This is a genomic window from Aliiglaciecola lipolytica E3, from assembly GCF_000314975.1.
Classification (GTDB): domain Bacteria; phylum Pseudomonadota; class Gammaproteobacteria; order Enterobacterales; family Alteromonadaceae; genus Aliiglaciecola; species Aliiglaciecola lipolytica.
Genome location: NZ_BAEN01000059.1, coordinates 1 through 24,118, shown reverse-complemented (window position 1 = coordinate 24,118; position 24,118 = coordinate 1). Strand labels below are relative to the sequence as shown.

General features: G+C 42.9%; 19 protein-coding genes and 1 other RNA gene. 4 read left to right on the top strand and 16 right to left on the bottom strand.

The window, feature by feature from the left end; genetic code table 11:
• Window positions 1-171: 171 nt before the first annotated feature.
• From rnpB to GLIP_RS14230, 16 genes are all read right to left on the bottom strand, one after another.
• Window positions 172-545, bottom strand: an RNA gene (gene rnpB, locus GLIP_RS21515) — RNase P RNA component class A.
• Between the two features lie 349 nt (window positions 546-894).
• Window positions 895-1,896, bottom strand: coding sequence for an AgmX/PglI C-terminal domain-containing protein (locus GLIP_RS14300; protein ID WP_008845368.1), 1,002 nt, complete (start codon window positions 1,894-1,896; stop codon window positions 895-897).
• The gene (locus GLIP_RS14295) at window positions 1,893-2,423 is read right to left on the bottom strand and encodes an ExbD/TolR family protein (protein WP_008845367.1); all 531 of its coding nucleotides are present in this window, start codon (window positions 2,421-2,423) and stop codon (window positions 1,893-1,895) included. Before GLIP_RS14295 ends, GLIP_RS14300 begins: the two co-directional genes overlap by 4 nt.
• Before the next feature lie 13 nt (window positions 2,424-2,436).
• Window positions 2,437-2,976, bottom strand: coding sequence for an ExbD/TolR family protein (locus GLIP_RS14290; protein ID WP_008845366.1), 540 nt, complete (start codon window positions 2,974-2,976; stop codon window positions 2,437-2,439).
• Window positions 2,977-2,982: 6 nt separating this feature from the next.
• Complete coding sequence (locus GLIP_RS14285) at window positions 2,983-3,636, bottom strand: MotA/TolQ/ExbB proton channel family protein (RefSeq protein WP_040523060.1); 654 nt, start codon at window positions 3,634-3,636, stop codon at window positions 2,983-2,985.
• A 131-nt stretch (window positions 3,637-3,767) separates the two neighbouring features.
• On the bottom strand, window positions 3,768-4,112 hold the full coding sequence (locus GLIP_RS21485) for a hypothetical protein (RefSeq protein WP_008845364.1): 345 nt from the start codon (window positions 4,110-4,112) through the stop codon (window positions 3,768-3,770).
• A 3-nt stretch (window positions 4,113-4,115) separates the two neighbouring features.
• Window positions 4,116-4,913 carry a tetratricopeptide repeat protein gene (locus GLIP_RS14275; protein ID WP_008845363.1) on the bottom strand — a complete coding sequence of 266 codons (798 nt, stop codon included), beginning with the start codon at window positions 4,911-4,913 and terminating at the stop codon, window positions 4,116-4,118.
• Window positions 4,900-7,821, bottom strand: a complete 2,922-nt coding sequence (locus tag GLIP_RS14270) for a tetratricopeptide repeat protein (protein WP_040523058.1) — start codon at window positions 7,819-7,821, stop codon at window positions 4,900-4,902. Before GLIP_RS14270 ends, GLIP_RS14275 begins: the two co-directional genes overlap by 14 nt.
• The gene (locus GLIP_RS14265; RefSeq protein ID WP_040523056.1) at window positions 7,818-9,770 is read right to left on the bottom strand and encodes a coiled-coil domain-containing protein; all 1,953 of its coding nucleotides are present in this window, start codon (window positions 9,768-9,770) and stop codon (window positions 7,818-7,820) included. Before GLIP_RS14265 ends, GLIP_RS14270 begins: the two co-directional genes overlap by 4 nt.
• 18 nt (window positions 9,771-9,788) lie before the next feature.
• Window positions 9,789-10,316 carry a hypothetical protein gene (locus GLIP_RS14260; RefSeq protein WP_008845360.1) on the bottom strand — a complete coding sequence of 176 codons (528 nt, stop codon included), beginning with the start codon at window positions 10,314-10,316 and terminating at the stop codon, window positions 9,789-9,791.
• A 26-nt stretch (window positions 10,317-10,342) separates the two neighbouring features.
• Window positions 10,343-11,485, bottom strand: coding sequence for a DUF3570 domain-containing protein (locus tag GLIP_RS14255; RefSeq protein WP_008845359.1), 1,143 nt, complete (start codon window positions 11,483-11,485; stop codon window positions 10,343-10,345).
• A 13-nt stretch (window positions 11,486-11,498) separates the two neighbouring features.
• Complete coding sequence (locus tag GLIP_RS14250; protein WP_193362862.1) at window positions 11,499-11,741, bottom strand: DUF4266 domain-containing protein; 243 nt, start codon at window positions 11,739-11,741, stop codon at window positions 11,499-11,501.
• A gap of 56 nt (window positions 11,742-11,797) precedes the next feature.
• Entirely contained in the window at window positions 11,798-12,310 is a 513-nt protein-coding gene (locus GLIP_RS14245) for a TlpA family protein disulfide reductase (RefSeq protein ID WP_008845357.1), read from the bottom strand.
• 32 nt (window positions 12,311-12,342) lie between these two features.
• Window positions 12,343-12,987, bottom strand: coding sequence for an outer membrane beta-barrel domain-containing protein (locus tag GLIP_RS14240; protein ID WP_008845356.1), 645 nt, complete (start codon window positions 12,985-12,987; stop codon window positions 12,343-12,345).
• On the bottom strand, window positions 12,957-13,697 hold the full coding sequence (locus GLIP_RS14235; protein WP_226992229.1) for an SH3 domain-containing protein: 741 nt from the start codon (window positions 13,695-13,697) through the stop codon (window positions 12,957-12,959). Before GLIP_RS14235 ends, GLIP_RS14240 begins: the two co-directional genes overlap by 31 nt.
• 12 nt (window positions 13,698-13,709) lie before the next feature.
• The gene (locus GLIP_RS14230; RefSeq protein WP_008845354.1) at window positions 13,710-16,442 is read right to left on the bottom strand and encodes an HzsA-related protein; all 2,733 of its coding nucleotides are present in this window, start codon (window positions 16,440-16,442) and stop codon (window positions 13,710-13,712) included.
• 775 nt (window positions 16,443-17,217) lie between these two features.
• Here GLIP_RS14230 and GLIP_RS14225 point away from each other — a divergent pair.
• The 4 genes from GLIP_RS14225 to GLIP_RS14210 all read left to right on the top strand — a co-directional run bounded on the left by GLIP_RS14225 (window position 17,218) and on the right by GLIP_RS14210 (window position 23,859).
• Entirely contained in the window at window positions 17,218-18,471 is a 1,254-nt protein-coding gene (locus GLIP_RS14225) for a hypothetical protein (RefSeq protein ID WP_085949190.1), read from the top strand.
• Window positions 18,472-18,473: 2 nt separating this feature from the next.
• A complete protein-coding gene (locus GLIP_RS14220; protein WP_008845351.1) occupies window positions 18,474-20,942 on the top strand; it encodes a LamG domain-containing protein in 2,469 nt (822 codons plus the stop codon).
• Window positions 20,943-20,964: 22 nt separating this feature from the next.
• Complete coding sequence (locus GLIP_RS14215; RefSeq protein WP_008845350.1) at window positions 20,965-22,563, top strand: hypothetical protein; 1,599 nt, start codon at window positions 20,965-20,967, stop codon at window positions 22,561-22,563.
• A 183-nt stretch (window positions 22,564-22,746) separates the two neighbouring features.
• Window positions 22,747-23,859 (top strand): energy transducer TonB, encoded by a 1,113-nt coding sequence (locus GLIP_RS14210; protein ID WP_008845349.1) that lies wholly within the window; start codon window positions 22,747-22,749, stop codon window positions 23,857-23,859.
• Window positions 23,860-24,118 lie beyond the last annotated feature (259 nt).

Below are 24,118 nucleotides of genomic sequence, written 5' to 3'. Positions count from 1 at the left end.
GCGTGGACATCATCCAATACGAATGATTGACTAAGATAGGTATTTAAGCGTGACAGAATCGAAAAGGTATTCTGGATATTGAGATACCAGAAGTTTTAAGAACGTTTTATCTTGGCAGCAACCGTTGTAGTGGTTTGGCTATATGAGGTACTACATTTGATAAAATGAGGAAGTTAGAGCTGGTCATTAAGCCGGGTTCTGTATTTCTCAAAGAGATTAACAATCATTCATCTAGGCCAGCAATCGCTCACTGGCTCAAGCAACCTACCCGGTTCCGATGCGGGCCGCACCATAAGGAACCCTATTTGGTCTTGCTCCGGGTGGAGTTTACCTTGCAACCAACTGTTACCAGTGGCCCGGTGCGCTCTTACCGCACCCTTTCACCCTTACCGGCGCTTACGCGCTTAGGCGGTCTTCTCTCTGCTGCACTTGTCGTCGGCTCGCGCCGCCCAGACGTTATCTGGCACCCTGCCCTTTGGAGCCCGGACTTTCCTCCCCCTTGAAAACCAAAAGGTAACAAGGCGGCGATTGTCTTGACCAGCTCTGGCGCGCAGTTTACGTTGATTAGCGTGTTGATACAATCAATTGTGTAGGTAAATGGGAGATTCCGCGGGCTAAAGCCCGGGCTACATTGATTATATCCCTTCGGAGATTTCACGGGCTAAAGCCCGAGCTACATTGATTATATCCCTTCGGAGATTCACGGGCTAAAGCCCGGGCTACATTGATCGTATTTCTTCGGGGATTCCGCGGGCTAAAGCCCGGGCTACATTGATTATATCCCTTCGGAGATTTCACGGGCGAAAAGCCCGGGCTACTATTTCTGTCGCTTTGGAATTAATTTGATTGGAAAGAATTGTAGCCCCGGAATTTATTCCGGGGACGGGGTTTGCTTTAAAACGGAAAGAAATCTAACGAATAATCAAGAATAGTGGCAGTGACTTGATCGGCACCAAAATTCATTAAACGAATACGATTGAGTAGTTTTTCTTCGAGCTCAGGGAAATCCAATTCACTGGATACTAATTTCACATTAGTCACCGAACCATTGGGTGCAATTTCCAGATTCACGGTGATTTTACCCTGCAAACTCGGATCATCCCTCAGTGCCCGTCGATAAATGGTATACAAGGCACCTTTATTGGTATCAAAACCTTTGCGAATTGATTCAATATCTCGACTCCCTAAAACCGTTTCTTCAGTCACTAGCTCTTTGGCGGCAAGTGACGCTAAACCTTCATTAGGGGCATCAAACTCAGTGGTTTTGCGTCCAGCCAACTCTCCTCTAGCACCTACATCCGTAGAAAGATCACCGGTATTTAATCCTCCACTTTTGTCATCGACTTTTTTGCCCACAAAAGCCCGCTGTTGTTCGTTAGTTTTTCCGGCCCCTTGGATCATTTCCGTGTCAGCCAAATTATTAATATTGGCTTGTTCCCGCATACTGTTTAAGTCATCAGTAAACTGTAGCAACCCGCTTTGACTGGCTTTTTCTCGAGCCTGCTCGGCAAGTTCTGCTTCTGACGGCTTTTTAACTTCCGGTTTAGGTTTTTCTTTTGGTTTTTCAACCTTCTTCTCTGGCTTGGGTGGCTCAGGTTCTTTCTTTGGCTCATCCGGTTTAATTTCCGGTGGCTTTTCTTCGGGAATCGGCTTTGGCGGCTCTATCGGTTTTGGTGGTTCAATTTTCTGCGCTTCGATTATGCGTGTTAACTGCGGCGGTACACGTTCTTTTTCTTCGCGGGTTTGTTCTGGCACATCTTGCCATTTTATCATCAACCCCAAAAACAAGGTAATAACCAGCGCGGCTAATGTTAATTTATTAAAAAACTTATTTTCTTTTTCACTGGAAGACCAAGGCAACTGACTTCTAAAGTGGGGCTGAACCAGAGTACTCATTCTTCCCCCTTAGCTGGCAGTTGCTGTTCTACTGCCAATGAAATATTGGTATACCCAGCTTGAGCGCAAGTTTGCATAATTTTTTTCAGTAAACTGTAAGGAATCGCTTGATCACCCATAATGGTAATTGCCCGAGCTATTTCGCTAGGATCTTGCTCTTCGTTACTATTAACCGCAATAATTTTGGTTCGGTTTTTTTGGTAAGTTAGTTCTTTTTCCAAAGCGGGAATAATGTCACTGGGCTGTGACATAACTTGGGCAACATCTGCCATCCGCTGGCCTTGCAACAAAATATGCTTAGCATTGACCAGCAACACTAATGTCTCTTGGGCAGCAGTTTCTGCAGTAGACTCAGGTAACTTCACACTTTTATCTGTTTGTAGCACTTGCACATCAGACGCATTGAACATTAAGAAAAATACCAAAATGGTAAAGATATCCATCAACGATACCAGGCTTAACTTTGACGTTTTTGCCATGCGTTTGTGATGTCTCTCCATGCGAGAGGCGCGAACTGATTTTTTCATCGACGATCCTCTGCTATTGGGTTTGGTTAACTTGGTCAGATGCGTCTAGTAAAGGTGCATCTCCCAATGAAATTTGCGGAAACAACTCAGCTTGAACAACTGACGCGACCACCACTTCTTCGTATGAGCGAGTGGTGTCCATCAAAGCGACAATTACCTGATACGAAATGTCTTCTTCGAGCAGCAAAGTAGCCTGATTTTTTTCCAACTCTTGATTTTTCAGGGTTTGTTTAATTTGCCTTAACACGTATTGGAGCGCTGCGTAGTCGTATTCTTGTTCTACCTTAGGAATACTTTTTACCAAGTAGCCCTGCGGGTAAAACACTTCAATTCCTGTGTTACGCACAATAATTTCAAGTTGCTTGTCTTTTTCATCTAATTCCGTTTGTGCAGATGCATCTCCCAATTCTGGCAAAGTTAACTCTAGTACGGTAATACGCGAGAACACCATCATCATTAGTAGGACAGGCACCAACACAATCATCAAGTTCATAAATGAAGTGATGTCTAGTTCAGCATCTTGCTTTTGCAGACGTTTTTTTCTGCCCAACATTCTAAATTAATCCGTTGTGCGAGAACGAGTAGAAATAGCCTGACGCCCCATAAGGGTGTTTAAACATTTCACGCCAGCCATTTCCATGCTATCAATAATTTCCGTGGTTTTGGTTTGTAAGATTGAATGGCAAGCCAACAGCGGAATCGCAGCGATTAGGCCGAAAGCAGTAGTATTCATAGCGACTGAAATACTTTGTGACAACAAACTGGCTTTCTCTGAAGGGTCAGCTGTCGCTACTGCTGAAAACGCGGCAATCAAGCCAATAATGGTTCCCAACAAGCCTAATAGTGTAGATATATTTGCTAATGTGGCTAAGTAAGCAGTGCGCTTTTCTAAACGCGGTGTGCTTTCCATGAGTCCTTCTTCCATCGCGTATTCGATATCTTCACGGCGTTGGCTTAATGACATTCTAGCGATCCCTGCACCTATAATGCGGCTGATAGGAGCTTGATTGGATTTACCAAAACTTAAAATACCTTCGTAATTAGCTGATTCCAACATAGGTTCAATTTGCTTAAAGGCTTTTTGATTGGTTCTTTTCGCCTTACTTAAGAACAAGTAACGTTCAATTGCTATAGCAATCCCTAATGCTAATACCACAGCAATTGGAAACATGAAGGAACCACCTTCTTGAAAGAAGCGAACTATAATATCCATAAAAATACCTTAATTGTGCAATACCGACAGTCTACTCATTACTGCCGCTTTGTAGCGTATGGGAATATCCACACAGTTAACAAATTTAATAACTTACCTACCACTAACATTTGCCAGTGACGTTTTTACTGCTATTTTTCACCATTAACGCGATCGAAGTGTTTCACTTTGCGGGTAAACTCATCTCTATCTAATGGCATAAAATCCTGTTCAATCCGTTTCACAAACGGGCTTGGCAGTGACGCTTTATCGCGTGGCGGCTGCCAAGGCACAATCGACAATACTCGTGGCTGCTCTCGACTGCCACGAATGGTATCTTCGATCAAAATTTTGCCATTAACCTGAGTCACAGTTTGCGTTGATTCCGGCACCAATTCATCGGTGTCTAACGGCTGTTGATCAGATTGCGCATATACACTAGCAGAACTAGCAAAGGTAATGAATGTGAAACTTAAAATCCTTAACACCGATTTCATTTGTTAACCTTCTTTTTTTGCTTTGGCAATTTGTCGGCCTAGATCTGCAATCCAGCCTTTTACTTGTCGAATGGGTTCATCTTGTAGTGCTTGATACAACTCGTAATTGTCTAACGCTAATTGTTTTTTACCCATATAGAGATCGTACAAAATCCCCAAATTCAAATAGGCATTATCATATGCAGGATAACTACTTATTGCATAATTATAGTGTTGCTCTGCCTGCTCAAACTGGCCCATTTCACGATATACCTTGGCAAGTCGATTGTGAGCAAAATAATTGTTCTGATTTAGCCTAAGGGCCTTTTCGTAGTCTGATTTAGCCGCTTCCAAGAATACCTGTTTTGCATCCCAATCTGAATTTTCAGCCTGATTGAATTGCTGCATGCTAAGATCACCTAACTGCACCCAAGGTCCAGACAACTTAGGTTGTTCACTGATTAAGGCCTGAAAGAGTTGCTTGGCAAGCGCTAGATTGTTTTCCTGTTTTGCAGCCAGCGCTTGATCAAATTGATATTTCACAGAGGCTTTAACTGGAGTTGAACCTGACAAATATAAATTGGGTTGTGCCCTAAGTGCTTGAACTTTTACTTGCATTGGGTCAAGCGGCTGCGCTTCTATGGGCTCCCCGTCAGTTTGATTGGTGTCGCCAGAAGACAGCGATTTTTCTACTGGTTGAGGATCCGGTTGGGCAGTAAATATTTGATCAAAACTAGCACACCCTGGCAATACAGTAACCATTAACAACATAATCAACCAGCTAGGCACATTAGCTTGCAATGGTGATTTAGAAAATCGCATTAGCAGCCTCCGACACTTGTTCTTGCTTGTTGTAGCGTCCTGGTAATAATTCACTCAGCGCGGCAAAACTTTCTCTAACCCAGCGATCATATACGCCCTGCCAACTGCGTTGAATATTCGCTTCATGAATGCCTATTGCTTGCTCCTCGAATGGATAGGCTTGTTCTTCTAATAAAATATCATACTGCTCAAGTTCTAATGTGGACAAGCCAGTTGGTCGCTCAGAATCCATTAAATCTCGCGCCAATTGACCATATATCTCACCAATTTTAAAGTTAGCCACAGTACTAAACTCGGCGATTTTGTATTCCAAGGTTGCATTTAACGACGCCAACGCTTTATCTAACACTTCACGCTTTTTCTTCAGACTTTTATTTAGTGGTAAAGACAACTTCACTCGATTAAAAGCTTGTACATCATCTTCAGCAAACACAATTGAAGACATTGCAGCAAGATATCGCGATCGATCTGTGCGATCAGCACCCGCTTGAGCATCTCCTTGAATTAATTTTCTGAGCCAAAAGCGACGTTTACTTTCTTCATTGCTTTGCAGATAAAACTCACTCATTTGAAAGCGCGCTTCTGTCACTTCATTAAATGGCAAAGGATAACGATGTGCATAAGTACGATAAGTATCTAATGCAGCGTCTCGAGATTGCGCTTTAAGGTAATACTGCGCCGCAATGTACAGCGCTTCGCGTCCTTCTTCCGAATCAGGATTTGTTTCCCACAACTGTTTTAATTCTTCCGCTGCAGGCAGCCAATCTTGATTCTGTTGATAAGCAAAAATCAGTTTATCCTGAATACTTTCAGTTAGTGGATGAGATGCAAATCGCACTCTGAAATCTTCTAACAACGAAATGGCTTCAGTCCAAGACCGCATTTCCAATAAATAACTAGCGGCATCATATTGTGCGTTGACTCGTATACTGCTACTGGGTGCTTTAGCTATCACTCGTAAAAAATCTTCTATCGCCAAAGCCACATATTGTTTCGCCAGATTATCTTCTGCTTGTTTGTAAATGCTGGCAGCCAGTCGTTCCAACATATCATTATAACGCGGATCCGTTTGCTCAAGAGCCGCTAAAATTTGCTCGTAACTGGCTTCGGCACGTTGATATTGCTGTAATGCAAATTCACTATGGGCAATCACCAATTGACCAGACATTTTCCGCTGGGCATCCACTGTAGGCTGCCAAGCCAATATTGACTCGGCACTTTCAATCGCAAGTAAATAACGCTTAAGTTCGAATTGTTGTTGCATAGTGTCATACAACACATCGATAGCTCTGGGGTCGGCACTAAATCGGCTCACAAATTGTTGCTGACTGGCAAGTTGCTCATCTTGCCATTGCTGCTGCAAAGTCGAATCAGTTAACGTTTCTCGAAGTGCGCGAAAAGCTAAAATTGCGGCATAACCCGCTTCGGCAGCTCTAGGTTCATTCAAATACTGATAAGCATATATTTCATAAGCTTCAATCGCTTGTTGATAACGCTGAGCTTCAAATAAACTTTCAGCTAAATTAAACGTGATTTGTGGGGTTAAATCGTCATGAGGGAAGGTTTCGATAAACTCCCGATAAAGTTTGGCCGCTTGCGCATAAGCCACTTGCGCTTTTTGGTGGTTCTCTTCCACTTTTTCGAGTTGTTCTTCATTTGGTTGATTTGCAGCTTTGGTTAACAGTTGCGCCTTACTATGTTCATATTGAGCAAGTTCTTGAATGTATGTTCTTAAATAGGGTTTTACATCTTGCTGAATTAATTGTCCCCAGTGCGACCAAAATGGGCCATTGATACCATAGCGGTCAACGAAATCCTGTTTAGCAGGCAATACGAAGGTGGGAAACTTACCTATGATATATGCGTCAATTTGTTTCACTGCAAATGTAGGTGCTTGGTTGTGTTCTGGATGCACTTCGGTAAACCCACGATAAACCAGTGCACTATCGCGAAAACGATCTTCATTTAAAAATTGCTGTCCCAATCGGTCATAAAGCAAATTCTCATAATGGCGCTCGCCTACATTCTCGTAAAAGGCTTTTAAACTTTGCTCTGCACCTTGATAAGAAAATAGCAACGCCATAATGCGGATACTGTCGTTTACGATTCGCTTTTCACCGACCGGTAACAACGCCAATTGCTGCTCGGCGTTCAACTGTCTCAACATTTGCGAATCTATCACACTATTTGGTAGCTTTTGATCTAGCAACTGGGTGAACGCTAGCAATGCATTTTCATAGCTTTCGATTTTAAAATGACTCCAACCCAACATATATGCGGCAGTCATAAAATAATCGGTATTTGGACCTTGTTCTAAAACCGCCTGATACGCTTGTACAGCTCCGGGATAATCTTGTACGTTAAACAAAATCTCGCCGCGTCTAAATTCAAGTTCAGCCAGATATATTGTGTCGGGATATTTGGCCAACAGCGTATCTATAACTTGCAGGCTTTGTTGAGACTGTCCTTGTAAATCATAGGCTTTGGCTAATTGATAAAGCACTTCGGCATTTTCTTTCTGCTCTGGGTGACGGTCTAATATAGACTGATACTGGGCAATCGCTAAGTCGTAAAACCCTCTATCAACCGGCGCTACGCCAACTTCTTGCTGTCGCTCTGCTAGCAAAACCTCCAAATCCGCAAGTCGATATTGCACAATTTTGATGGTCTCCGGATCATCGATAATATCCAGCAAATTCACGTAAGCATCGCGCAAATTCTCTAAACCTTCGTCAGGTAAAGGATCGTGATTAAGTGATACAGGTTCAAAATAAAACTCGCCGAGCGTTTTGCGTTTTTCAACTAAATTGACCGTTGGTGGAGCGTCAAACAGACCCGCACAGGCGGATAAGTAAAACCCACTAAACATTACTACGAGCAAGCGAAAGTAGCGGCGAGACACGATCATCTTGTTGCCCCCTGCCTGTCTGCTTCTGCTTTTCTAAATGCCTTATCATTTAACCGAACAAGGGCTAACTGAGCTTGCAAGTTATAGCTATCTAATTGCGCTATTTGTTGATTTATTTGTTCAATAAACAGCACATTTAAATTCGCCAAATGTTGTGTCTGCAACGCTTGATTACGCTCCTGCTGGACTGCCAAATCCTGTTGCAATTGCATAATTCGTTGACGTTGACTTTGATATTCAGGAGTTTGATTAAGTTGCGCAACCAATTGAGCTTGTTGCTTTGCAGTTTTCGCTATCAAAGTATCTACTTCATTCAACAATTTTTGTGCTTGCCAACGACGTTTTGCAAGCGACTCAGCAGCATTCCAAATCATAATGCCTTCTAGACGCTGCAAACGCGCTTGATAGCGGGGTTTGAGCGGCTTTTGATTTAACGCTAACCAGCCTTCAGTAATATCTTTGTGGCGTTGTTGAGCACGGTCGAGGCGTGCCTGCCATGCAAGCTCCTCCTCGTTGGCCAATATTCTTGGTTGCAAGTTAGCATTAGCTAAAGTGGCTTTTAGTGAATCTCGAAGCGCTTCATATTCGGCAAGTTTCGATAGTAAATCGTTTTGTTTTAGAGCCTGTTGACGTTTTAACGATTCTTGCTGGCGTTCATCTAACATCAAATTGAACGTTAGCAAACGTTGCTGCCAATCATCAAAGCGTGCTTGAAGGGCCAAACTTTCTTCAAGCCATGTCATTTGATTGCGAAAATCTTTGCTCAACATCACTTCAGACAAATGCGAAGGAATCTGTTTGGACCAATCTTTATTTTTGGCTAAATTTAGAAAAAATTGATCATTGATACTTTGTTGATGGCTTTGCAACATTTGTTTTTCTTGAGCAAAGCGCTTTAACCCTCGTTGCAAGTTATTTAGAGCTTGTGTTGGCGCGAAGGCCTGCTCGAACGCATAGGCAGAAGCTAAATAGGATTCCATGATGTATTCGTTGCTACGTGGCATACTTTGCAACTTTTGCCATGCAGATAGCGCGATTTGATACTCTTCCCGTTGCGCCGCAGCCCAACCATAACCCAATAAGGCCGAATCAGTGTCTAAACTATCTAAACGTACACGATTGAACGCATTGAGTGCTTTTAGTCCTTGCTGATTTTTAAGGTGAGCATAGCCGATAGTTAAGTTTGCTCTATCACGTAACGCGTCCATTTCGGTTTGATCAACGTCCGTCAGCGGTGACCACCAACCACCAAGAAACGTATCCAAAATACTTGTTTGTGCCGTCCCTAATTGTTCCAAAGTATCCACTGCTTGAACATATTGATTGGATTGCAGTTGCGCCAAGCCTTGATTGTAAATTACGTATTGACGGTAAACAGAATCTTCAGATAACTCAGTTAGCCAATAGCTGTTATCTCGAGCGACATTGGTTGATTGCGTATTTTGCCAGTTGAATAACTGACTTTGGATATATAACCACTGGTCTTTATCTTGGGTTTGCAAATGTTCATCTGCACTATTGACGTTAATCTTATTTAAGATGCTTGAAGCCAATTCGTATTGTTGCTTTTCGAACAAGGATTTTCCCAACAAAAACCAAGCTTGAGTTTGTGTTTCAGGCGTTGCCACTTGCACCAATAATTGATTGAAAATATCGGCGGCTTGTTCTTCTAATCCATATGCCAAACTAATCCCGCCCTTGAGCAAATTAGGATCAACACCAGGCTGACTTATTTGTGACAGGGCATTGGGACAGGCCTGCTGGATAACCTCAAATTGAGTGAGTGCTTGATAGAAATCTTGTTGAAAATAAAAGTACAGAATTTCTTGATAGGCCTTGTCTAGCATCACGGTTTCGCATTTTTGCACAGACCAAGCCGGCGTATTCACCATCAACCAAGACAGGGTAACAAAAATTGCATTGCGCACTATATGAAGCCGTTTATCCATTGCCTTAAATACCAGCCACTAAAGCTCTACCACGGTAAATTCAGGTTGTTGTTTAACGCTGGAATCACTGATTTTTAGCTCAAGTGCCTTAGCGTCTGCCTCTTTTTTGAAATTAAAGGTTGCAGCGCGTTTATATTCTCTACCTTCTGGACCTAAACCAATGAAAAAAGCACTGATTTGATGATCACCTTGTGCTAAATTTCCAATGTGTAAACGTTGTACGCCGCCTCGATAAAGCGCATCAACTTGACGGTCGGTGTAAAGGAATTCGGTTACCACTTTGTCATCAATTTTCAGTTCTACAGAATCTAACTTAAAGTAAGTACCTACATCCACTGAAAGGTACACTACGACTTGTGTGCTAGATGGAAATAATAAATCTTCTTCAAGCACAAACAGATCACGATTCAAGGCGATCACTTCTTTTCTTAATTGTTGCAATTGCTTAGCAACCGTTTGCTGATCCGTATCTGCTGACTGTTGAGCTGAACTTTGAAATGCAACTGACAAAAGTAACAGTGCTGCGATAAAAGTGGACATGTTCATGTATTTCACCTGGTACTCCTAGTACCTTAATACCACAGTGACACAAATATGCGTGTCACATTGGCAGAAAATTCAAATAGTGGTTCTTCCCCAACTGGCGCATCAGCTAGGACATTTCTGAAGTCATCATACTCAAAACGAAGATGATCTAATTCATAATTGACTGTGCCCTTTTTCACCCATGAGCTAGGTGAGAAACGATATTCATAGGTGACACTTAGACCAATCGAAGTATTGCTAAATGTACTCATTTCTTTATCGCGCGCTCGAAAATTAAATTCGGCACTTCGTGCAAATAAATCTTGATAAAAATCCGCTTTATCTTGTTGATAATGCCGCACTCGCATATCTAAAATCCAATTATCTCCAAAGGTATGGATATAACCAAGTTTGTAGCTATTGGCATCAATTCCCCAGGTGTCAGAAAATACGCTGGCCTCACCGTATATACTGGCGCGATAAGGTAAATAATAATTTAAATTGATTGCAGCTGCGTTACTGGTGCGCGTATTCGGATAAACTTCTGTTTCAAAACGATAACCGCGTTCAGCGCTAGGATCAACAAAACGTACAGCTCGATAGGGATTGTTTAAATAGCCTTCATCAGAAATATTTTCAAAATTTAATCCGATAATCATATTTTTGGTGATAACTTGAGTTACACCAAATTGAAACTGCTGACGTTCGGCTTCTTCGAAAAAGTTTTCATCACCGCGTTTACCAACTTCATCCCAACCTTTGGAATACCCCATACTCAAGGTCGTAAGATCACCAAAAAAGTCCTGTGAAATACCGAAATGAACCGATCTTGCTTCAAAGTCGTTTTCTGAACTACTAGTAAAGTTAAGATTCATGAGGGTTTTATTATGTAAGAAATCAACTCCTACACTGTGTTCTGTGCGCTCTTCTTCATATGGGCTTGCAGTAGCAAGCACGTCAATCGATGCGCCGGATATCATATCCACATAATAATTCGCAGAAACGGAGACTTTGTTGCCAATTTGTTTGCGCACCAACACAGAAGGACCATCAATAGACATACCATCCCCCTCATAGGAATGGTACATCACATCTGCGCGTTCCTGAGGCAAAACTGCGGCAAAACTACTGAATGCAGCAACCAGCAGAATTTGCAATAGGATAAAAAGAATAACGCTGCGTTTATTCATTGTGTAAATAACTCTAGTTGCATCCGCATCCACCACCAGCTCCCCCTTCTGCGCCTCTCGCCCCTTCACGCGCTTGGAATGCGTGCATGGTATAACTAAAAGACACGGGATTGCGATTCGCGCTCATAATGGGATCCGCTAAGTTATCTCTTTCGTAGGGCTTAACCCAAGGTTCGATACTGGCGCAGCCGCTTGAAATCAAGATACCGGCAAACATCAATCCACTAACCGTGGTTTTAAGCAATCGCTGTTTCATTTGCATTCTTAATTACCCTCTTAAGAGATATCTCTTTGCTTAACGATAGTTAGTACTTACTCTCTAAGTAAGGCTTTAACTACAGTTTCATATTTCGCTTCATCACCACTTTTATAACCGTAGTGAGTTAGACGTTTGTTACCATCACGGTCGATTATTACAGTTGTCGGCATTGCTCTGACGTCATACAGTTTACTTACCTGATCTTGGTTGTCGAACAACACTGGAAAACTAACAGGGATATCGTTTAATAGATTATTCGCCTTTTCAGGGTACTCATCGACGTTTACAGCTAACACGGTAAAGCCTAGATCTTCATATTCTTTTTGCATCGCATCAAAATGCGGTAGCTCTTCACGACACGGTGCGCACCAAGATGCCCAAAAATTAACGATGACAACATTGCCTTGCTGTTCTTCGAGTCGTAAGTTTTCACCTGTATTACTTTTCAAGGTAAAATCGGGGGCTGATTGCAATTCAGTTGCACCTGCCGTAAACGCCGTCAATAAGGTTAACGAACTGACAACAACGAACAATAAAATAAAGTTAGATAAAGGTTTTGAATTCATGACAAACTCCGTCAAATATTCTGTTATTCGGCTCAAAAGAAAAACGTAGCACCAATACCGTATTCGATATTATGTGTGGCTTTTTCCTCGCCAATAATTTCACTATTAAAAATGTGGTCTTTTAATCCCACATGTACTGCAAAATAGTCAGTTAATAACAACCGATATCCTGCCCCAACACTTACGGTGAAACGACTATCTCCACCAAACTCTGTACTTCCTGCACCTAGTGTAAAATACGTTGCTGAGTTAAATACCCAATCACGAGTTAAAAACACTTCTCCATTTAAGGCATAGCCTAACGATAAATCGTAATAACTATATTCACGCTCTTCTTCGGTTAAAAAAGGCGCGCCGCCGCTCAATATTTCAAAGCTGGTTTCTCCAGCAGTAGCCTGCCCGTAGCTTGCTTCAACAAAAAAGTCTTCATTTACGTGATAGGTTAAACGCGCACCAACGATAGAACTGGATGAAAAATCTTCGATACTAATAATTCCTGCAAACACACCGATTTCGAAGTTTTCAGTATCAATATTCGACTCATTGATGTCTCTGCGTTGCAAATCGGGTTCAATTACATTCTGAACGCCTGTTTGCTGCTCTTCTTGTGCAAACGCTAGGTTACTGGCGCTGATTAAAATCGCCCCTAGAAAAATATCGCGAATCCGAGTTTCCACTCTTCAAGTTCCTCATTTTCGTCACGCTCTGTCAGCGCAAGTAAGTTCTGATATTCAAATTTCACGACAAAATTTCGTGCTAAGTAATATCTCAATCCAATTCCCCCCACCATCAAATCATTGGTTCTGGTTTCTTCACCAGATTGCACCAAATTTGCTCGCGGTGTGGTTTTAATCTGTCCTAAACCGAGTCGAAAATACGGTGATAAACGCCATTCAGGAAACGTGGTGTGAGTTACACTAATAATCCCAAAACGATTTTCAGAAAAATCACCCAAGGCTTGGCTATAACTTACCTCTGCGGCGATATTTTCGGTTACCACCCAAGCCCCGTAAACACTCAGCGATGGTACACCCTCAAATGATCCGCCACTTGCACCTAATTCGAAATCACGTTGCTGATAACTACTAAAACTACCATCTTCAATTTCGACTGGCTCACCTGCACTGTTCACCGTCAGTTTCAGCTCATCCACCGAAACCCAGCCCTCTTTATCTTTTTGGGTACGCACTTTAAACCAACTCGTGCGTCTCTTGAGGATGCTAATCCACTCTCCTTTTTCTGCCACGTAGAAAATTGGATAGCCAATTGCGGGGCCGGTTCGCATTTCAATATAAGGTTCAATAACCTGAACTTCGGGTAATTGCTCTTGCGCGTTTACCGTATTTATAACTAACACTAACCCTATCAGGGCGATCCACTTTGCCATACCTTCCATCAACTAGTCTGCCGGAGCTGCAAAGGGATTATTATAGTATTGAGCGCCAATATCCAGCCATTCAGCGATAAGTTTTAGTTCTGCTTTGCTTAACCACGCCTGATGACTACCGCCCGCTGCAAACATATCGAAAAAGGCGGCACTATTACGTGCGCCATTAGTGCTCATGGTATTTGCCACTGTCACAGTTCGAAATACAGGAATTGGGTTACCTTCGCCATCGAGAATCAACTCTCCGTCTTCATCTAATTCATAAACAGGGTCACCGTTGGCATCAAACACTTGCACTAAACGATCAACAATTGCTCCTTCGTTTAACTCTTGTTCCGAATCTGCAAACATGAGCTCTCGGTAACTGGTTAAATAGTCTGGATTGTCGGTTGAAATTGAGCCACTGAGATCTAATTGCGCAAGTGGTACGCGAGCCATTTCCGCTTCATCAGTTGGAGAATGGCAACTGGTGCAGGTTCTATCTTCCAACACTGTCATGCCGTCATCCGCTAATATTTCACGATTTACTTCAAAAATAGGATGAATAGTATCGGGATAATTTATTTGTATTCGACACAGATTTGTCCAGTTGGTAGCGCAAGCTGTGGTAACAGGTAAAGGTGACGATAGGTTAGCGTACGCGTAATAGAATGACTCTGCGGGTGTAGCTAAGTCAGGATCAGTCCAAATATCAACAAATTCAAGATCAGGAGTCGGGTAATTCACGCCATTGATACGTCCTGCCGTTTGCGCCATGGTTTCACCCATGTCCGCGAATAATACGGGGTTAGTATTAGGGAATGGGGCTCCTGTTGTTGGCGCACCAAAGTTTATTGATTCAGCTTCTGCATCAAGACGACCGTGGGGCAACGTACTTTGTTGCGAATGGCAGCCGTTGCAAGTTTTTACTTCTCCTGGCGCAAATTGCAGCCAGTTTTGATGACGCGCACCAACACGTTTTCCGTCAATATCCACTAAACTAAATGCCAGAGGCAAGTTTGCCGGCACTTCAAACAACGCCGAACCGTCCGGCTGTACTGGTACATATCCTATAATTTCACGCATCAACTGGTTTCGGCTTCGACCAAAAGCTGAGGCGTTAAAATCCCTCACATCTTCATCTGGAATTGATACCGATTTAACTATTCTTAAAAACTGCACAGGACGCTGTAAAGCAGGTGTTTGAGTTGGATCTGACAACACCGCTATTCCTTGTGCCGAGGCATCAACACCAGCAAAATCGTAAACACTACGAATATGTACTTTCGCTAAGTTTTCATCAGCTAAGGTTTGTTCATATTCTTCTGCAATTTGCGCATCGTTAGGATAAGGACGTTCTTCCATTGCCAATGCTTCTGTGTACATTTCCCCTTCAACAGGTACACCTATTGGAAGCTGTGTGTTTTCAATACCGTCATACATCCATAAGCCAAATAGTAGGGGAGCTTCTTCAATGTCCGGGTTGTCTTCATGGGAGTCATCACAAGGTATTATTTTACGCTCGACGACTTCACCTTCGGCAATAATTTGCTCAGGATCATAAACTCGACATTGGCTCCAACTAAAAATAACACGGCTACTGCCGTCCCAAAGCGGATAAACTGACGCAAATCGACCACCGCGGGAAAGACTGCCATCTATAGTGATATTGTCAAATAACACGGGCGTTTGTGCGGGGCCAGATAAACCAGTTTGAGATGCAATTGGTTGTGTATTATCGATGAAATTTAAGTAATCAATACTGACAAAATCGCCACCAATAGTGTCGCTGGTGAATGGTCGCAACGCACTTAAAATTGTGCCATCTTGGAGTTCTCGCACCTTTACAAACTGTAAAGGGTCGTCGCTTCGATCGCTAGCGTGACTATGGCGACCATACAGTATTTCCAAGCCTGAACCATCGGCGTTCATTTGGTATAAATTAATGCTGTCATTATTACCCGCTTGATCCCAACGGCTAAATAGAATTTTTCCATTGCTGAGAACTATCGGGTCTAAATCATGACTTTGATTAAATGATATTTGTTGTATATCTGTGCCGTCACTATCCATAACGTGGATCACTGATGCATATTCATCTAAGCCTTCATCCAATCCTTGGTATTGAGGTTTGCCTTCATCTAACAATATTGCTTGGTTACCCGCTTGACGGGTAGAACTAAAGGCTATGCGTCCGTCTGGTAGATAAACAGGGCCTGTATCTTGTCCTTCTTCAGCTTGAATATCAGAGCTGATAATGCGTCGTAATTGATCTGAACTGCGATCGTATTCCCAGATATTCCAGGTAGGCTGTTCGTCTTCGTCAGCATCTTCAATCTCTGGTGCGCGCATAGCAAATACCAGACGCTGCGAATCATATGACACATCGACATCTTTTACATCGTAACCTGCTAGCGGGTTTTCTTCACTTGCCTGCTCAATCTGTTCTGGCGTATAAAAAGCACGATCCGTAATATTGATTTCTAAAGCATTAGCAGACGCGCGAGACTTTATATACAAAGCAGCGCCTGGCAAAAATTCAAAAGGTTGACGCAAATCGCCAGTGATTAAATTGCCATCTTCATCGAGAGGAATCGGGCGCTTAACATAAGCAATGGGCACGTCGATCACGACAGGATCGGGTTCTTGCGAAGAAGAAACAAGTTGTTTTTCGCCACCACACCCAAACAGGACAGTGCAAATCGCCACTAGCAAACTAGTCTTGCGATTCAATCCTTTAAATATGGGGCTAAAAATAAATGTCATATGTAGCGCTGAACCTTAATTATTGTAAAGTATAAAACACCAAATTTAGACAGGAATGGTGCTTACTTTTTTTGATTGCCTAGGACGCTCAAAAGTATTAATTATCTATCGATAGCAAATAACTTTAAACTGTCTCTGCTTCACGACAACTCGCTAATACCCATCAATACAACAGTTGGTCAATTTGATTTGAGCCACAATTCAACGGTATTTCATGAACTAAAGTGTTTCATTATGCTGTCAATAAAACAACTTAGTGTTTAATGCATAGTAATGATTTTTAATACCTTAACTGACGTTTTTTGTTCGCTATCAGTACCATCAATAAAGCCAAAAAAAATATATGAAAAGCAATTAAGGGGTAAAGTGTAGCAAATAATACACGCCTAACACTCGGCATTTTTAACCATCTATCTTACTGTTTTAATGTCACTTTCCATAATTACTCCACAAATTTAGTATTTACTGTCTATGAAGATGTACTTCTCTGACGACAACTTTCCCATTCTTTGCCTCAACAATTCACATAAATACCGCTGCATACCTTATATTTACTTGCATGGTCTAAAATGTGCTGTATTGGTCAAGATCTGTATTCGATGCATTCAATATTGCAATACAAGAACATCAATTTGCCGGCAATAACGCACGGCAAAAAACCATTATATTAGACCCAAGTTGGGTATAAAAAATAACACCCAATACTAGACTGTCATATTTACCCTTGCTGGCAAATTAGACTATTTTTAGAAGTATTGTATTGAGGAGCGCGAGCTTGAAAACAGTAGTATCAAAAAAGGAACCGCACAGATTAATTTCTCGATGGTTGCCTTGTAAGATTGTGACACTTGCCGCCGTTGCCGCTATGTTCACTCACCTAACCGCAATTGCCGGACCTACCGAGCAAGCAAAACGCATGCATGACAGACTTACTGGTGTACCCGCTGATGCCACTACCCTAGAGCAAATGCAAAACTTGATTGAGCAAGGCGATAATATAGAAGCCGCGTATATTGCTATGGATAATCCCGCTTTTTACAACGTGACGCTGAAAAATTGGGTCACGCCCTGGACTAATGAAGAAGCTGACATTTTTGCGCCACTAAATGATTATACTGCCACGGTAATTGGTATGGCCCGAGATGATGTGGATTTTCGTTTGGTATTAAGCGGTAATATTCTTTATGTCGGTGACAATGCCTTAAATATTCCAGCTTATGGCGTGGATAATAATGAGCACTATCAAGCATTAGAGGATCAAGAAATTGATCTTAGCCAAGCACTGGTAGCAACAACGCAAACTGCAGTCACTGGACTCCCAGAAACCGCGACGGCCGGTGTGATGACCACCCGCGCCGCAGCTAAATCGTTTTTCAAAGATGGTACCAATCGCGCCATGTTCCGATTTACCTTGATGAATCATTTATGCACAGATTTAGAAGGTGTAAAAGATACCAGTCGCGCGCCTGACCGCATTCGTCAAGACGTCAGCCGCAGTCCAGGGGGTGATAGCCGGATATTTCTTAACTCCTGTATTGGTTGTCACTCTGGAATGGACCCATTGGCCCAAGCGTTTGCCTACTATGAATACAGTTATAACTCAGATGCCGATCCGGATGGTTTAAGTGGTCGATTAAGTTACAACATGGCAGGCCAAAACGATGCCATCACCGGATCTAGGGTAACCGCCAAACATCAAATCAATAGCAATAATTTCCCTTACGGTTATGTGATTCAAAACGACCAATGGGATAACTACTGGCGAGCTGGAATCAATAAAAATCTAGGCTGGGATGAAAACCTTCCCGGCTCAGGTAGCGGTGCTAAAACCATGGGACAAGAACTGGCACATAGTGAACAATTTGCCCAATGCCAAGTGAAAAAAGTATTCAAAAACGTGTGTTTACGCTCTCCGCAAGATGGCGATGACTGGACTCAAGTAGATTCCATGGTAGGTAACTTCAAAAACAGTGGTTATCAAATAAAGCGTGTCTTTGCTGATGCGGCCAACTACTGTAAAGGGAGTTAAGCATGAAATTACTCATTATCTCCCGTGTGACGCAACTCACAATTGTTCTAAGCTTCACTGCAATATTAAACGCGTGTGGTGGCAGTCCAGCAAACGTTGAACAAACGCCAACGCCACCTCCGACGTCTCAACCCGGTGATACTTATTCTGGACCACCAGCAAATACGGAAGACGTGCAACGCTACAAACTTAATTTATGGGACAATATTAGCAGTGCAGAACGTTGTGGAGCCTGCCATACAGACGGTGGACAATCTCCTGAATTTGCACGAGCGGATGATATTAATCTGGCATATGCAGCGACTAACCCTTTGGTCAATTTAGAAGAGCCAGAAACGTCAACTTTGGTAACTAAAGTTGGTGGTGGCCATAATTGTTGGCTGGCAAGCCCATCTGCATGTGCCGATATTATGACAATCTGGATTGCAAATTGGGCAGACACCGAAGTCAGCGCCAATGAAATACAATTGGAAGCGCCAGTGCAAAAATCCCCTGGTGCGAATAAAAACTTTCCCCAAGACAGCGCTTTATTTGCTTCTACGGTTTATCCCTTGTTAGAAACCTATTGTGCTAGTTGCCATACGAATTCTGCTGCCATACCGATATCGCCTTACTTTGCATCTAGTGATGTTGATGAAGCATACGATGCTTCAAAGGCCAGATTGAATTTAGACAATGCTGCGTCGTCGCGATTTGTTGGACGCATCAGAGATGAATTTCACAATTGCTGGAGTAATTGCAGTGATGATGCAGCAGATCTAACTGCCGCAATTCAAGCAATGGCCGACGGTATCGATGTGACTGAACTGGCACCAGAACTGGTAAACAGTCAAGCGCTCACCTTATTTGATGGAACGCTAGCCACCGGTGGTGGAAGATTTGAAAACGACTTAATCGCTAAATGGGAGTTTAAAACAGGTACGGGCACAACCGCATTTGATACCAGTGGTGTAGAACCGGCTATCGATTTGACGTTAAGTGGCGACGTGTCGTGGATAGGTGGCTGGGGAATACAATTAACTGATGGTAAAGCGCAAGGTAGTACCGCTAGCAGCAAGAAATTACATACCTTATTGACCGCAACTGGCGAAATGTCAATCGAAGCTTGGGTGGTACCTGCCAACGTAACTCAAGAAGGTCCCGCACGAATTGTCAGTTATTCAGGTGGAGCGCAAACGCGCAACTTTACCCTTGGACAAACTCTGTACAATTACGATTATATGCTCAGAACTAGCAATACAAATGCTAATGGTGAAGCTGCCTTGTCTACAGATGATGATGACGAATTATTGCAGTCTAGCCTACAGCACGTTGTCGTGACCTATGATCCGATAAATGGTCGTCAAATTTATGTTAACGGTGTCCATGCGGGGGTAACAGACAATGTTGATGTCGGCAATTTTAATGAATGGAATGATACCTATGCCTTTGTACTAGGCAATGAGGTATCCGGTGACATCCCTTGGGCTGGGTCTATCCGCATGGTGGCTATGCATAATCGTGCTTTAACTGCCGAACAAATCACCCAAAACTTTGATGCTGGGATTGGTCAAAAATTCTTTTTGCTGTTCAACGTTACGCAGCATACCGGTATCGATCAGAGTTATGTGGTGTTAGAAGTTAGCCAATTTGATAGTTACAGTTATTTATTCGCAGAACCATTTTTTATCTCTTTAGATGACAACGCCAGTATCACAAGCGTACCTATGCAAGGTATGCGAATTGGCATTAATGGTCGTGAAGCAGCTACCGGCCAAGTTTTCCAAAATCTTGATGTCACAATCAATAGCACTGAATATATCCCTGGTGAAGGGCAAGTGATGTCTAGATTGGGTACTACAGTGGCGATTGAAAAAGGGGCAGAAACCGATGAATTTTTCTTAACCTTTGAACAGCTTGGCAATGCGTCGAACGTAGTGATTGAAGCTGATCCCCCAGCCCCTGCACAGCCGGCCAACTTAGCTCCTCAAGCAGAAATTGGAGTACGTAATTTTGCTGAGATTAATGCCAGTTTGTCGGTTATCACAGGTGTTCCCACCAGCAACTCAGAAGTAAAAGCAGCATTTGAAAAGCTAAAACAACAACTTCCTAGTGTTACTAATATCGATGGCTATTTAGCGTCAAATCAAATGGCTGTGACCCAAATGGCAATCAAATATTGTGACCAATTAGTAGAGAATACTAGCCTGCGTAATAACTATTTTAGCGGCTTCGATTTTTCTCAAGCAGCGGACAGCGCATTTTTCGAACAGGATAGAAATCTGGTCATTACGCCATTACTGGATCGTGTTATTGGCGAAGGAGTGGCAACACAGCCGCAACGCGACCAAGTGAGTGGTGAGCTTAATAATTTAATCGACACACTCACCGACTGTAGTGGCAATAAAGTGTGTGATGCCAATTATACCCAAACCATAGTAAAAGCAACTTGTGCAGCGACTATTGGTAGCGCAGCAATGTTAATTCAATAGTTTAAGAGTGTTAGGTAATAAAATGAAAAACAAGAAATTTGACAACTTATCCGCCGATGCTCCTTTGCTACACGACGATCATGCTAAACCGGTTACGCGCAGGGAATTTATTTCTCAAGGTTTTACCGCGGGTTTAGGCACGGTAATGGCTGGCTCAGTATTTAGTATGTTTGCCAACCCCAAACATGCCAATGCCGCGCTATCAAGTGATTTGGAGGCTTTGAAAGCCAGTTGCGGGATTGCCACTCAAGGGGCCGGAAAAATTCCGTTCATCTGTTTTGACTTGGCCGGCGGTGCCAATATCGCGGGTTCTAATGTTTTAGTAGGCGGTCGTGGCGGCCAACTCGACTTTCTTAGCACCGGCGGATACAGCAAGTTAGGCCTGCCCGGTGACATGGCTCCGTCAGTGATGAATCCTGCTACGGGTTTAAGCGACTTCATCAATAACGAACTTGGCTTGGCATTTCATTCCGATAGTGCATATTTACGCGGCATTTTAGAAAAAGTGAATCCGGTGAATCGTGCCAACATCAATGGTGCAGTTATTCCTGCTCGTTCTGAAAATGATACCGGTAATAATCCACACAATCCTATGTATGGGATTAATCGTGTTGGAGCAGATGGTTCGCTGCTGACGCTAATTGGCTCACGCAACTCTGATTCAGGCGGCAATAGCATGTCACCGGCGTCAATGATTGATGCAGCTAAACGCCCTACCAAAATTGACCGTCCCTCGGATGTGACTGGATTAGTTGATACCGGAGACTTGGTAGGCTTATTGAGCCAGCAAGATTCGGTGGCTGTAATGGAATCCATTCAACGCATCAGTGACATGAAGTTAGGTAGAGTTAATACCCAAATTACGACCGATGACGTGATTAAAGATCTTGTTCGATGTGGATATGTTAAAAGTGCAGATATCACTGATCGCTTCGGTGATCCATCATCGTTAGATCCGGAATTAGATGGCGATATTGTCGGTCCTTCAGGCGTGTTCACGCAGCAAGAATTTGACAGTGATAGTGAGTTTCGAAAAACTGCCGCGGTGATGAAACTCGTTATTAACGGTTTTGCCGGCGCAGGCACCATTACTATGGGCGGATTCGATTATCACACAGGAAATCGCATGGTCGGTGAAGTGCGAGATTTACGAGCGGGACGCTGCATGGGAGCCTGTATCGAATACGCTGCGCGCGTAGGCGTGCCGCTGATGATGTATGTATGCAGCGATGGGTCAGTTGCCAGTAATGGGATGATTGATGATTCGCTTGATGGCCGCGGTAAAGGCGTGTGGACAGGTGATAATTCGTCGACTGCTGCGTCATTTTTTCTGGTATACAACCCCAATGGCACACCGCAATTAATTGGTGCGACCCCAGAACAACAGGCGCAACATCAACAAATCGGTTATATGCGCCGTGATGCATCAGTTGAAACAGCCGCGACACCTGCTGCTAATAACGTAAATTTATTGGTAGAAACGATCATACTAAACTACATGGCGCTGCACGGTGAGCAAGGTAACTTCGCAAATATGTTTCCTTCGAATGGATTAGGCAACAGTACCTTGATGGATAGCCTAACCGCGTTTGAACCTATCGTAAATGGCACAATGTCGTGATACTAAAGGGTTCGTTTTCACGGGCTGAAGCCCGCAGTACAGATTCCAGATTGTAGGCTGGCATTTATGCCAGTGGAAGTTTTCACGGGCTGAAGCCCGTGCTACAGAATCGAGATTTTAGGCTATAAATCGTTGTTCTCCTATGGTACATTTTCTTCTCGAACATACCCCAAGGATGAACTTATGTTTAAATGTCTACTAGTACCATCGCTGTTACTCTCCTTATCGACTAACGTCGCATTGGCTCAAACGCCTACTTTTCAGGATGTATATGCGCAATATAATCAAGCGGTTTCGTCTGAAGAGCATCAATCTGCGGTTGTCTATGCCAAACAAGCGCTGGAGTTAGGAAAAGAACGATATGGTGTAAATTCAGAAAATGCTATCAATCTAGAATACAATTTAGGTTTAGCCTATTCAGCTAACAAACAACCAGAACTGGCGTTTGAAACGCTTGCTAATGTTGCGGATGCTTATGCTGCCCTCAAGGATGAACACTCAGTGGAACGCTTTCAAGCGCTTTTGGATCAAATAGCCACAGCTGATCACTACACCACAATGAATTTTAACCGAAAAAGAGAAAAATATCGGTTTGTCATCAATGCTGCCATTGACATAGCCGACAACATTAACGAAAACGATAAACAAGCCAAAGCGAGCATGTATTATCTGTTAAGCAAAATATTAATTAAAGGACCCGTTAGCAGCCATCATTTTAGACACGTATTTAGAACCCTTGAAAAAACAGAAGAGTTATTACTGGCAACAGTTGGTGAAAAGGATTCTCGCACTGTTGAAGTACAATTTTTGTTAGCAAAATATAATTCGGCTAAAAATCGCACCCAGTCGGCGATTAAATATTATGAAACTGTGATTACCGTTATTGATGATGAATTAGAAACCTCTCATCCATACGAGTTAGCATCAAGAGCTGCTCTTGTAGAATTATATGAGCGCAGTGGTAAATCTGAACAGGCCACTGAACACTGTATCGCAATAGGTCATATGACACCTTGGAATGACGATATGGAGCCAACTCCTTTGTACCGCACCCCGCCCAGTTATCCAATGTCGAAAGCACGACAAAGAAAAGATGGTTGGGTAGTATTAGCGTTCGATATTGACCAAGCAGGATTCGTCAAGAATATTAAGAAACTGGATGAAGACGGCGGTTCGGCATTCGTCGATAAAGCAATTGAAGCGCTAGAACATTGGCGTTATGCGCCAAAAATTGTAGATGGGCAAGCTGTTATGGCTAAAAATATGAAAGTACAGTTGGATTTTAAAATTCAATAATAATCATTTTTTAACCTTGTAGGCTGGCATTTATGCCAGTGGAAGACTTTCACGGGCTGAAGCCCGCGCTACAAAATCGAGATTGTAGGCTGGCATTTATGCCTGTGGAGGATTTCACGGGCTGAAGCCCGCGCTACAGATTCATGATTGTAGGCTGGTAGTTATGCCAGTGGATGTTTTCAAGGGCAGAAGCCCGCGCTACAGAATCGAGATTGTAGTGGAGTTTTGCAACAGACAATAAAAAAGCCGCTTATGCGGC